This is a genomic window from Arenibacterium halophilum (genome assembly GCF_005938225.1).
Taxonomy (GTDB): Bacteria; Pseudomonadota; Alphaproteobacteria; order Rhodobacterales; family Rhodobacteraceae; genus Arenibacterium; species Arenibacterium halophilum.
In genome coordinates, this window is sequence record NZ_VCPC01000001.1 from 1177213 (window position 1) to 1189681 (window position 12469).

Annotated in this window: 11 protein-coding genes; 7 read left to right on the top strand and 4 right to left on the bottom strand. The window is 65.4% G+C overall.

Annotation, left to right across the window (positions count from 1 at the left end; translation table 11 throughout):
* From FGK64_RS05695 to FGK64_RS05705, 3 genes are all read right to left on the bottom strand, one after another.
* Window positions 1-130: GTP-binding protein (locus tag FGK64_RS05695; protein WP_246057696.1), on the bottom strand; the 130-nt coding region annotated here is incomplete at its 3' end.
* Window positions 131-241: 111 nt separating this feature from the next.
* Window positions 242-856, bottom strand: coding sequence for a hypothetical protein (locus FGK64_RS05700; protein WP_138862793.1), 615 nt, complete (start codon window positions 854-856; stop codon window positions 242-244).
* A 67-nt stretch (window positions 857-923) separates the two neighbouring features.
* Window positions 924-3242 carry a DNA topoisomerase IV subunit A gene (locus FGK64_RS05705; RefSeq protein ID WP_138862794.1) on the bottom strand — a complete coding sequence of 773 codons (2319 nt, stop codon included), beginning with the start codon at window positions 3240-3242 and terminating at the stop codon, window positions 924-926.
* Window positions 3243-3447: 205 nt separating this feature from the next.
* On the opposite strand from FGK64_RS05705, the gene FGK64_RS05710 reads away from it, so the two are divergent.
* Complete coding sequence (locus FGK64_RS05710; protein WP_171053983.1) at window positions 3448-4068, top strand: SH3 domain-containing protein; 621 nt, start codon at window positions 3448-3450, stop codon at window positions 4066-4068.
* Between the two features lie 150 nt (window positions 4069-4218).
* Here the strand turns inward: FGK64_RS05710 and FGK64_RS05715 are convergent, their stop codons facing one another.
* Window positions 4219-6336: a TonB-dependent siderophore receptor gene (locus tag FGK64_RS05715; protein ID WP_425456605.1), complete on the bottom strand. Its 2118-nt coding sequence runs from the start codon at window positions 6334-6336 to the stop codon at window positions 4219-4221.
* 320 nt (window positions 6337-6656) lie between these two features.
* Between FGK64_RS05715 and FGK64_RS05720 the strand changes: the two genes are divergently transcribed.
* The 6 genes from FGK64_RS05720 to FGK64_RS05745 all read left to right on the top strand — a co-directional run bounded on the left by FGK64_RS05720 (window position 6657) and on the right by FGK64_RS05745 (window position 12452).
* Window positions 6657-7646 carry an iron-siderophore ABC transporter substrate-binding protein gene (locus tag FGK64_RS05720; protein WP_171053998.1) on the top strand — a complete coding sequence of 330 codons (990 nt, stop codon included), beginning with the start codon at window positions 6657-6659 and terminating at the stop codon, window positions 7644-7646.
* Window positions 7643-8677, top strand: a complete 1035-nt coding sequence (locus tag FGK64_RS05725) for a FecCD family ABC transporter permease (RefSeq protein WP_138862797.1) — start codon at window positions 7643-7645, stop codon at window positions 8675-8677. The genes FGK64_RS05720 and FGK64_RS05725 overlap by 4 nt, the downstream gene beginning before the upstream one ends.
* A complete protein-coding gene (locus tag FGK64_RS05730) occupies window positions 8674-9714 on the top strand; it encodes a FecCD family ABC transporter permease (RefSeq protein WP_246057679.1) in 1041 nt (346 codons plus the stop codon). The genes FGK64_RS05725 and FGK64_RS05730 overlap by 4 nt, the downstream gene beginning before the upstream one ends.
* Window positions 9714-10526: an ABC transporter ATP-binding protein gene (locus FGK64_RS05735; protein WP_425456600.1), complete on the top strand. Its 813-nt coding sequence runs from the start codon at window positions 9714-9716 to the stop codon at window positions 10524-10526. The genes FGK64_RS05730 and FGK64_RS05735 overlap by 1 nt, the downstream gene beginning before the upstream one ends.
* Window positions 10523-11557, top strand: a complete 1035-nt coding sequence (locus FGK64_RS05740) for a siderophore-interacting protein (protein ID WP_138862798.1) — start codon at window positions 10523-10525, stop codon at window positions 11555-11557. Before FGK64_RS05735 ends, FGK64_RS05740 begins: the two co-directional genes overlap by 4 nt.
* A gap of 67 nt (window positions 11558-11624) precedes the next feature.
* The gene (locus FGK64_RS05745; RefSeq protein ID WP_138862799.1) at window positions 11625-12452 is read left to right on the top strand and encodes an SDR family NAD(P)-dependent oxidoreductase; all 828 of its coding nucleotides are present in this window, start codon (window positions 11625-11627) and stop codon (window positions 12450-12452) included.
* Window positions 12453-12469: the final 17 nt, after the last annotated feature.

A 12469-nucleotide genomic window follows, 5' to 3' on the forward strand; every position in this document is an offset into this window, starting at 1 on the left:
GGTCGTAGGCCCGGAAATCGCCAAAGTATTTCGTGATCGCCGCCGTCAGCGTCGTCTTGCCGTGGTCAACGTGACCAATCGTGCCGATGTTCACGTGCGGTTTGTTGCGTTCAAACTTTGCCTTTGCCATGACTGTCGGCACCTTCTTCTGTCAAATGGGTCCGTAGACCGGGTTTTGTCTCTGCGCGCGGCACATATTGGCTTCGCGAGGGAAAATCAAGCACTGTTGCGGCGGTTGCGACTACTCGGCCACCAACGCCGGAGCGGGGGCCAGTTCGTCGCGCGGGATCACGGCCGAAGTCGCCGCCCCGGCGCGCGGCTCGAACCAGCCTTTTTCGGCCTTCATCTCGACCATCCAATCCTCGATCGCGGCGACGGCGTTTTTCGCGAGCCCCTGCATCTGCTCTTCGCGTGTCCGCTTGTTGCCCGAGCCGACCAGCGCCGAGTCACCGGTTGTGGTTTCGAAAATCGTGAACTGTTTCACCTCGGGGTTCAGCTTGGCATTGGCCGCATCGTCCCAGACGGTGACATTGATGATTAGTGCCGATTTCGGCGTGAACACGATCGGCACACCCGGAGGCGCCAGCATGAAGCCTTCGACACTGATCCCGAAATGGTAAAGCTGGTTGCCGTTGTACTGGCCAAAACGCCGCGCCACGGCAGATTTCAGCACGCCCTCCCATTCTTCGGGCGTCGCCTCGCGCGAGATCGGGCCCTTCTTGGCCTTGTCGGCCACGACGACATTATAGCCAAGGCGATAGGCCCCCAGATCGGCCAGCGGATCGGCTTCGGGGTTTGTTTCGGTACACCCGGCCAGAACGGCAAGCCCCAAAAGCATGGCAAGGAGTCGGATCATCGGCATTCCTGTCTGTCGCTGTTGCGTGACCCACCTAGCGCGGCGCCCGCTATTAGGCAAACCCGCACTAGGTAAAGCGATTGTCGCGCGGGAATCCGCGGGGCGCCATCCGGCCCGAGCCGGCGCGCTTGCCGGTCCATTCTTCCAGTTCGGTCTGGGTTCGGGTCCGGCCAGCGGGGTCAAGCCAGCTGAGACCTTCGGACAGCACGAAGGTCGTCGCATCGCTCATCCCGCCATCCTTGTACTTTTGCAGCCGCACGCCTTTGCCCCGGCCCAGTTCGGGCAGTTCCTCGACCATGAAGACAAGCACCTTGCGGTTCTCGCCCACCACGGCCACGGCATCGCCCTGCACTGGCGTACAGACCCGCGCGCGCACGTCGCCGCGGACGTTCAGCACCTGCTTGCCGCTCCGCGTCTGGGCGATCACGTCGTTTTCGGGCACCACGAATCCGTCGCCCGCTGACGAGGCAACCAGCAACCGCCTGTCGGGCCGGTGGATGAACAAGTCGACGATCTCGGCCTCATTGGGCAGATCGACCATCAGCCGCAGCGGTTCCCCCATGCCCCGCCCACCGGGCAGGTTGGCTGCCGAGAGCGTATAGAACCGCCCGTTCGAGCCAAACACCAACAACCTGTCCGTCGTTTCGGCATGGAACATGAAGCGCGGGGCGTCGCCGTCCTTGAACTTCAGCTCGCGGGTCAGGTCGATATGGCCGGTCATCGCGCGGATCCAGCCCATCTGCGAACAGACCACGGTGATCGGCTCGCGGTCGATCATCGCCTCCAGCGGCACCTCTTCGACCTCGCCCGCCTCTTCCAGCCGGGTCCGGCGCGCGCCGCCTTCGTAGTCCTTGCCAAAGGTCTTCTTCGTCGCTTTCAACTGATCGGCGATGCGGGCCCACTGCAGGCCCTCGTCCTCCAGCAAATCCTCCAGCCCGGCGCGTTCTTCCATCAGCTCGGCCTGCTCGCGCAGCAGCTCCAGTTCTTCCAGGCGACGCAACGACCGCAGGCGCATGTTCAGAATCGCGTCAACCTGTACCTCGGACAGGCTTTGCACATCACTCGGCGCGGGCGGCACATAATCCGCCTCGGTCATGGCGCGCGCATGATCCACGCCCCAATCCTCGCGCATCAGCGCGGCCTTCGGGTCGTCATCATAGCGGATGATGTCGATCACGCGATCAAGGTTCAGAAAGGCAACGATGAACCCTTCCAACACCTCCAGCCGATGGTCGATCTTGCCCATCCGGTGCCGCGACCGGCGCAACAGCACCTCTTGCCGGAAGTCGAGGAAAGCGCGCAGCACCTCTTTCATCGAACAGACCTTGGGCGTGACCCCATCGATCAGAACGTTCATGTTCAGGCTGAACCGCACCTCGAGCTCCGAGTTGCGGAACAGCATCCCCATCAGCACCTCCGGATCCACGTTCTTGGACCGGGGTTCAAGGATCACGCGGATGTCCTCGGCGCTTTCATCGCGCACATCCGCCAGAATCGGCACCTTCTTTGTCTGGATCAGGTCAGCGATCCGCTCGATCAGCTTGGATTTCTGCACCTGGTACGGGATTTCCGTCACCACGATCTGCCAGGTGCCGCGCTCCAGCGTCTCCACCTCCCACCGACAGCGCAGCCGGAACGAGCCGCGCCCGGTGCGATAGGCCTGGGCGATGTTCTCGGGCGGTTCGACGATGACGCCACCGGTCGGGAAATCGGGGCCGGGTACATAATTCAACAGCGTTTCGTCGCGCGCATCCGGCGTGCGGATCAGATGCAGGCAGGCATCGCACAGTTCGGCAATGTTGTGGGGCGGAATGTTCGTTGCCATCCCCACCGCGATCCCGGCCGACCCGTTGGCCAGCAGGTTCGGAAACTCGGCCGGCAGCACGACCGGCTCGGTCAGCCGCCCGTCATAGTTGTCGCGGAAATCGACGGCATCCTCGTCCAGCCCGTTCAGCAACGCCTCGGCCACAAAGGTCATCCGCGCTTCGGTATAGCGGCTGGCAGCCGGGTTATCGCCGTCAATGTTGCCGAAATTGCCCTGCCCGTCGACCAGCGGATAGCGCACGGCGAAATCCTGTGCCAGGCGCGCCATCGCATCGTAAATCGCAGCGTCGCCATGAGGGTGGAAATCCCCCATCGTATCGCCGGAAATCTTGGCCGATTTCAGGAATTTCCCGTTCGACGCCAGCCGCAGCCGGTTCATCGCGTAGATGATCCGCCGGTGCACCGGCTTCAGCCCGTCGCGCGCATCGGGCAGCGCCCGGTGCATGATCGTGCTCAGCGCATAGGTCAGATAGCGCTCGCCAATGGCGCGCCGAAGCGGCTCGGCCACCTCGCCCACGCCTTCGGGCGGCTCCATGTTGGGGTCGTCTACGATGTCGCTCATAGATGCTGTGGTACATTGCCAAAAGCGCGCGGTAAAGCGCCCTTTGCAGGCATCGCCAGCGACGCGCAGCCCTGCAACAGCCACCACTTTTTCAACCCAAACGGCCCGCCAATCCCCCGAATCGGCGGAAATACGCTACCATGATGGAACCGAACAGCTGCCGTTCGGATTTGAGTCACAAGTGATTGTTGTCTGGGGGGCCGTTATGCCGCGCTATATCCTGCTGTCTTTTCTGTTCATGGGCTGGGGGTTCTACGAACTCAGCGGCGGAGCCGAGTTCCAGCCGCCCCAACCCGTCGCAAGCGCCGAAGCCGCAACGCCCAAGGCGCCAGCGACAACCCGCATCGCCAAGAGCCAGATGGCCCGCGCGAGCCAGGCCCGGACCGCGACCCCGGCCCCGACCCGCACGGAAACGCCGCGCGCCGAAGAACCGCAGGTGGTACTCGCCTCGCTCGGCGCCGACGAAGGCACGAACAAGACGAACCGCGCGACCCCGGCCGCGCAAACCGCCGAGCCTGAGCCCCGTGTCTTTTCGCTGCAAGATATGGTTACCCCGCCACCTGCGGCCAATGCCGCAAACCCCAACGGCATCCAACAGGTGCGCCCGACGCCAACGCGCGCGGCCGACATGCGCGAAATCGTCGCCACCCGCGTCAACATGCGCGCCGGTCCCGGCACCTCCAGCGACATCCTGATGCGCCTTGCCAAGGGCGACAGCGTCGAAGTGCTGGAAGATAACGGCAGTGGCTGGCTCCGCCTGCGCGCCCTGCCCGCGGATCGCGTCGGCTGGATCGCCGCCCGTTTGGTCAGTCCCCAAAGCGACTGACCGCAGCGGTTTCAAGAACCGCATCCCCCATCTTCTTTGGGCTCCAAATATCCCGGGGGAACCCCAAAAGGGGTGGGGGCAGAGCCCCCTCTTCCCTCTCCAGACAAAAAAGGGGGCCAGCGGCCCCCTTCTCGATCACCCTCCGCGCGCTTACCAGCTGTGCTTGAGTGTTGCGGTGATCGTCCGGCCCGGATTGTAATAGGCTGCGGTACCACGCCCCACCACATACTGCCGGTCGGTCAGGTTCGCTACGTTCACGCTCAGAACCGTGCCCTCGGCCACCTCGTATGATACCGCTGCATCCAGATACAACTGCGCCGGGCTCTCTCCGCCGGTGTTGTAGACGTTGTAGTAATACGACCCGACATAGCGCGCGCCCACACCGAACGTCATGTCGCCCCGGCGCCCGTTGCCCGGCAGATCGTAATTCAGCCAGAGCGAGGCGATGTGGTTCGGCACAGTGGCGAATTCATTGCCGTCAACTGTCGTGCCCCGCACCACGCCGCGCACATATTCCGACTTCTGATAAGCATAGGCCGCGGCGAAGCTCAGATTGTTGGCCAGCTCGCCCTTGGCTTCCAGCTCCAGCCCCTTCACCCGCGATTGACCGATGGTTTGCCGGTCGATCACGCCGCTGGGCAGCACCACGGGCACCACGACGTTCTTCTTGGTCAGGTCATAGATCGAAGCGGTGAACAGCGCGTTCACAGCCTCGGGGCGATACTTCAACCCGATCTCGTATTGCTCGCCGCGCTCGGGCTGTGTCCCGATCGAAGGCGGCGCCACCGATTCGACAAAGCTGGCATAGGCCGACAGCGAGTCGGTAAACTTGTAGGTCAGCGCCGCGCGATAGGATGTCTCCGCGAATGTGCCCCGCGTCGTCACCGCCGTCCCGGTCGAGCTGTTCACGTTGGTGATGTCCAGCCAGTCACGCCGCGCGCCAAAGGTCGCCACCACGCGATCCGAGAAGGAAAAGTTCTGCTGCAGGAACAGTGACTTGGTCGTGAACTCATTGGCCTGAACGCTATAGGGCACATAGCCCGTCGGCGCACCCGTATAGACCGGGTTCGCCGTGTCGATCTGGGTATGGTTACCATAGAAGCTCGACGCCGTGGTCGAAGCATCGCGGAATTCGATCCCCGCCAGCGTGCTGCTGTCGACGCTGCCGAACCCGGTGTCATATTGCACGATCGCGTTGCCGATCACCTCTTTCGCGGTGCTGTCGGTGCCAAAGAAATCGCGGTTCACCAGTGTCCCGACCCGCGCCGCGTTGTCGTTCACATAGACATAGCCAAAACTGTCTTCCAAATCGCTGTAACGCAGGTTCGCGCGCAGGCTCAGCCCGTTGCCAAAGTCGTGTTGGAACGTGGTGGTGAAACTCAGCCGCTCCACATTGTGATAGTTGAACGTCGGCTCGCCGTAGAAACTGCCCCGGTCGTAATAGGCATCCAGCGGATAGCCGCCGCTGTTGGGCGTGCCGTCGCGATCCAGATAATCCAGCGTGAACGTCAGCTTGGTCGCATCCGTCGGCGCCCAGGCCACGCTGCCCAGCAGGAATGTCTCGTCATCGCGCGAACTGGCGTATTCCAGCCCGCCGTCCTGCACCTTGCCGACAAAGCGATAAGCCAGCGTCTGGCTGTCGTTCAGCGTATCGCCGATGTCGAACCCGATCTGGCGCTGGTTGTGGCTGCCGTAACTGCCGAAAAATTCGCCGTGGCGGCGGAACGTCGGCGTCTTGGTGACGAAGTTCACGGTGCCGCCCGGATCCGAGGTGCCGAACAGGGTCGAGTTGCCGCCCTTCACCACTTCCAGCCGGTCATAGGCATAGGGTTCTTCGCGCACACCGCGCATCGAGCCCAGCGTCAGCCCGTCGCGATAGGTCGAGGCCTGGAACCCGCGCACGAGGTAGTAATCGTTGCGGTCGTCGGTGCCGTAATAATCGGTCACGATCCCCGAGGAATAGTTCAGCACCTCCTCGACCTTGCGGGCGTTGCGCGCCTCGATCTCGCGCGCGGTGATGACCGACACGGCGGCGGGCGTATCAAGGATGCTCGTCGCGACCTTGCCGCCGACCCACAGCTCTTGTGCCACGATCGAGGCCTGATCGTCATCCGCCGGGCGCCCCATATCGACGATGATCGGCGACAGGCGATACGCCCCGTCACCGTCCAGCGTGCCGTCCTGCGCCAGCGCCGCCACCGGCAGACAGACCAGTGCTGTACACCCCAGCAGGCGTCCCGCACCCGTCAAACCCGCGCGCAAAAGCATATCGTTCATCCCATCGTCCCCGATCGTTTCGTGTGAATTGTTATCTGGCTGGCGTCGTGGAAACGCTGGCGGCCGGGGCTGGCACATGGCGACCCTGGCGCGAGTCGGCCCGAATATCACAGCTGTTTCCGGCGACTCACTTAGCTGCGGATAGCATGGGGTTTTCCGCCTGCACAAGGCAAGCCGACAATTTTTGTCGGAAATTGTCCACCAACCTGAGGCGCGCGCGCCAACCGGGTACCCGGGCTTGACCTCATCGACGTTAGGTGAAAAACCGACAAAAACACTCGACTTGTCAAGCCGGAGCTTTCCCCGTGCCGATTTCCCTGCCTCTTCGCCCGTCGCTTGCGCCATACGTCATTGCAATTGCATCGTTTTTTGCAACAGCTGCCGGGGCACAGGATTTTCCCATCGTGATCGACCATGCCTTCGGCAGCACCACGATCACAGAAAAGCCGACCCGCGTGGCGACGGTGGCCTGGGCCAACCACGAGGTACCGCTGGCGCTCGGGATCGTGCCCGTAGGCATGGCGCGCGCCAATTTTGGCGATGACGATGGCGATGGTGTTCTGCCTTGGGTGGCCGACCGGCTGGACGAATTGAAGGCCGAGGTGCCGGTGCTCTTCGACGAAGGCGATGGCATCGATTTCGAGGCGGTGGCCGCCACCGCGCCGCAGGTGATCCTGGCCGCCTATTCCGGCCTCAGCCGCGCCGATTACGACACCCTCAGCAACATCGCCCCGGTCGTACCCTATGAAACCGCGCCCTGGTCCACCAGCTGGCGCGACATGATCCGCCTGAACGCTGCCGGTCTTGGCATGGTGGCCGAAGGCGATGCGCTGATCGACAGGATCGAGGGCGAGATCGCGCAAAAGGTCGCCGCATACCCCGAAATCGCTGGCAAGACGGCAATGTTCATCATCCACCTCGACGTGCGCGACCTGTCGGTGATCCGGTTCTATTCCGAAAACGACACGCGCGTTCAGTTCCTCTCCGACATCGGGCTGGCCTCGCCTCGCGCGGTGCAAGAGGCCAGTCAGCCCGGCCAGTTCGCCGGTGAAATCAGCGCCGAGCGGATCGACACCTTCGATGATGTCGACATTATCGTGACCTATGGCGGCCAGCCGCTGCTGGACCGGGTGAAATCCAACCTGCTGACGGCGCATCTGCCCTCGGTCCGTAATGGCGCGGTCGTGCTGCTTGGCAACAATCCCGTGGGCACCTCTGCCAACCCCACGCCGCTGTCGATCACCGCCGTTCTGGACGAATACCTGCAATTGCTGTCCACCGCCGCGCAGGCCGTTGAATGAGCGATATCGCCCTGTCCGCAGCCATGACGCTCGCCCGCAGCCGTCACCGGCGGTTGCTGTGGCTGGGCGTGGCCGTGCTGGTCCTGGCCGGGGCCGGCGTACTGTCGGTCAGCCTTGGCACCCGCGACGTGGATTGGCGCGATATTGTCGCCGGGGCCACAGGCACCACCGATACGCTGGCCCGCGCGGTTGTGGCCGTTCGGGTGCCGCGCACGGTGATGGCGGCGCTGGCGGGGGCGGCGCTGGGTCTGGCGGGCGCGGTGATGCAGGGCGTCACCCGCAACCCGCTGGCCGATCCCGGCATCCTTGGCGTGAACGCGGGCGCGGCGATGGCCGTGGTGATCGGCATGGCGTGGTTCGGCATGGCAACGCTGACGGGGTATATCTGGGCCGCAATTGCCGGGGCCGCTCTGACCGCCGCCTTCGTCTATGCCATCGGGTCGGTCGGGCGCGGTGGGGCAACCCCGCTGAAGCTGGCGCTGGCGGGCACCGCGACGATGGTCGCCACCTCGTCCTTTACCACCGCCATCATCCTGCCCCGCAACGACATAGCCGGCGGGGTGCAGGCGTGGCAGGTCGGCGGAGTCGGCGGAGCGAGCTTTGACGTGATCGCCCCCTGCCTGCCTTTCCTCGCCGTGGGCGCCGCGCTGTCGCTGATGTCGGCACGCAGCCTCAACCTGCTTGCCCTGGGTGACGATGCGGCCGCCGCCCTTGGCGCGCGGGTGGCCTGGGCGCGGGCCGGGGCGGCCCTGGGGGCGGTGCTTCTGTGCGGCGCGGCCACCGCCGCCTGCGGACCACTGATCTTTGTCGGACTGGTGGTGCCGCACCTCTGCCGCCTGCTGGTCGGGGCCGATTACCGCTGGTTGCTTCCGTTCTCCGCGCTCCTGGGCGCGGCGCTGCTGATCGGGACCGACGTGCTGGCCCGGCTGCTCGCCCGCCCGTCCGAGCTGGACGTGGGCATCGTCACCGCCTTTGTCGGCGCGCCCGTCTTCATCTGGATCGTGCGCCAGCGCCGGGTGCGCGAACTGTGAGCGCCGCACTCGACACCCTCGCCCGCGACATCGCGCGGCAACGCAGACGCCGCAGCGCCCGTCGCCTGCGCCTTGGCCTGCTGATGGGCGCGCTGCTGCTGGGCACGGTCGCGCTGACGCTCTCGGTCGGCCACACGATCACCCCGCCGGGTCAGGTGCTGCGCGCGCTGGCGGGCGACGATTTGCCCGGCGTCAGTTTCGCCGTGCGCGAACTGCGCCTGCCGCGCGCGGTTCTGTCGATCCTCGCCGGGCTCAGCTTTGGCCTTGGCGGCGTGGCGTTCCAGATCATGTTGCGCAATCCGTTGGCCAGCCCCGACATCATCGGCATTTCCATCGGCTCCAGCGCCGCCGCCGTTCTGGCGATCACCGCTTTCGGGTTGACCGGCATGGCGGTATCCTTGCTGGCCGTGCTCTCGGGCCTTGGTGTCGCCGCAGCGATCTACCTGCTGTCGTTCCGCAACGGCGTTGCGGGGGCGCGGCTGATCCTTGTGGGCATCGCCATCGCCGCCATGCTGCAAAGCGTCATCGCCTATGCGCTCGCCCGCGCGCCATCGTGGACGTTGCAGGACGCGCTGCGCTGGCTCACCGGCAGCGTCAACGGAGCGACCCTGCCGCAGGCGCTGCCGTTGCTGGTCTCGCTGACGGTCTTCGGCGCGCTGCTTCTGGCCTGCCGCCGCGACCTCGAGGCGATGCGGCTGGGCGATGACACCGCCGCCGCGCTGGGTGTGTCGCTGACCCGCGCGCGTGCCACGATCATGCTGGGCGCGGTCGGGATGATTGCCGTTGCCACCGCCGTCACCGGGCCCATCGCCTTTACCGCCTTCCTGTCCGGGCCCATCGCCATGCGTCTGGCCGGGCCCGGCCGCTCGCCCGTGCTGATGGCCGGGCTGGTCGGCGCCGCACTGGTGCTGATCGGCGATTTCATCGGCCAGCAGATGTTGCCCGCGCGCTACCCCGTCGGTATCGTCACCGGCGCACTTGGGGCGCCCTTCCTTGTGTACCTGATCGTCCGCGCCAACCGGACCGGAGCCTTCTGATGCCAATGCAGCCCCTCACCGTCGAAACCCTCAGCGCCGGATACGGGCAGGCCGCAATCCTGCGCGGGCTGAACCTGACCGTGCCGACCGGGCGCATCACCGCCATTGTCGGGGCGAATGCCTGCGGCAAATCCACCCTGCTGCGCTGCATGTCGCGGCTGCTAAAACCCGAACAGGGGCAGGTGCTGCTGGACGGGCGCGCGATTCACCGCACACCGCCCCGAGAGCTGGCGCGCCGCCTTGGCCTGTTGCCGCAGACGCCGCTGGCCCCCGGTGGCATCACGGTGGCCGATCTGGTCAGCCATGGCCGCCACCCTCACAAGGGCCTGCTGGCCAGGTGGAGCGCCGAGGACGACCGCGCCGTGGCCCGCGCCCTGACCGCCACCCGCACCGACACGCTGGCCGACCGCGATCTGGACGCGCTGTCAGGCGGGCAGCGCCAAAGGGTCTGGATCGCCATGGCGCTGGCGCAGGAAACCGATGTGCTGCTGCTGGACGAACCCACGACCTATCTGGACATCAACCACCAGATCGAGGTGCTGGATCTGCTGGTCGATCTGAACCGCGACCGCCAGACCACCATCGTCATGGTGCTGCACGATCTGAACCTTGCCGCGCGCTATGCCGATACGCTGGTCGCCATGAAAAACGGCGCGATCCATGCCGCCGGCCCGCCGCAAGAGGTGCTGACCGAAGCAACGGTGGAACAGGCCTTCGGCCTGCCCTGCCGGATCATCCCCGATCCGACTTCGGGCAAACCGATGGTGCTGCCGCTGGGGCGCCACAACACGACAGAAAGCAGCGCCGCATGACCCTTGCCGCCACCATCACCGCGCGTACCGTTACACCCGCGCCCGACGACCTGATCGCCGGTTTGGCCCATCGAGCGCGCGAGGCCGATCTGATCGTGCAGGACAGCGCCTCAACCCTGACCGTCACCGCCCCGCTGGCGCGCCTGTCGCTGGATCGCACGGCTGACGCCATCGCCCTGCGGCTGGACGCCGACGATGACACCGCCCTGTTCCACTTTCGCGAATACCTGCTGTGGTTGCTGGACGATGTCGCCCCGGGCCTGAGCGACGGGCTGAACTGGCAGGGCGACATCCCCCGCAACAGCACTCCGCCGAACTTTCAAACCGCCACGGTGCGCGCCGTGCGCCGCGTCGCCCCGCGCTTTCTGCGCGTCACTTTGGCCTGCACGAACATCGCCCGGTTGATCGAGGAACGCGGGATGCATTTTTCCCTGCTGATCCCGCCGCAGGGCCTCACGCCAATCTGGCCAAGGCTCGACGAAAACGGCCGCGCCGTCTGGCCCAAGGGCGCCGACGCGCTGCACCGTGCCGCCTATACCTTCGTCAGCCTTGATGCGCAGGCGGGCACGTTTGATTTTGACGTATTCGAGCACGCCGGCGGGCGCGCCACCGATTGGGCCCGCAATGCGCAACCGGGCGACCCGGTCGCCCTGACCGGCCCCGGCAGCGGCGATTTTCCCGACACCACGGCTCTGCTGATCGCGGGCGACGAAACCGCCCTGCCCGCGATCCGCCGGATCCTTGAACAGGCCGATCCCGCAACCACTGGTACCGCGCTGGTCGAGGTGGGGCACCCCGACGACATCTGCCCCCTGACGCGGCCCGCGGGCATGACGCTGACATGGCTGATCCGCGACCAGGGGGAAACCCTGTGGCAGCGGCTGGAAACCGAACCCCTGCCCGACAGCCCCACGCCCTTTGTCTGGGTCGCGGCGGAAAAGGATCTTGTCCGCCGGGCCAAGGCGCGGTTCGAGGGCGAATTGCACCTGCCCCGGGCGCAAACCTACCTAGCCTATTACTGGTCGGCCTGAGGCCCCATTGCATTCGCCCGCCACGCCACTAGGCTTTGCACAGCACGAACCACAGGCAGGGCGGCGCATGGCATCCTCGATCCTCATCACCGGCTGTTCCTCGGGCATCGGCGAAGACGCCGCCCTTGCCCTGCGCGACCGGGGCTGGCGCGTCTTTGCCGCCTGCCGCAAGCAGGAAGATTGCGACCGGCTGATCGCCACCGGGTTCGATGCGCCCCGGATCGACTATGGCGACCCTGACTCGATCCGATCCGGGCTGGCCGAGGTGCTGGACAAGACCGGCGGGCGGCTGGACGCGCTGTTCAACAACGGCGCCCACGCGCTGACCGGCGCGGTCGAGGATCTGCCGCCCGAGGGGCTACAGGAGATTTTCCAATCCAACCTGTTCGGCTGGCACGATCTGACCCGGCAAGTGATCCCGGTGATGCGGCGCCAGAAATTCGGCCATATCGTGCAATGTTCCTCGGCACTTGGGCTAACCTACATGCGCTGGCGGGGCGCCTATTCAGCGACCAAGCACGCGCTCGAGGCGCTGACCGACGTGATGCGGCTCGAACTGCAAGGTAGCGGCATCCAGGTGGTGCTGATCGAACCCGGGCCCATCACCACTGACTTCCGCCGCAACGGCGTGACTTACTTCAACCGCTTCATCGACTGGCAGAATTCACCCCACCGCGCTGCCTATGAATCCAGCCTGATACCCCGCATGGGCGATCTGAATTCAAAAGACAGGTTCGAACTGCCCGCCAGCGCGGTAACCGGAACGCTGATCCGCGCGCTGGAGTCTCCTCGCCCGAACCCACGCTATTACGTCACCCGCGCGACGTGGATCGCGGGCATCCTGCGCCGCATCCTGTCAACCCGCGCCAGCGACGCGATCCTGTCGCGCATGTGACGGTTGCGGCCAATTGG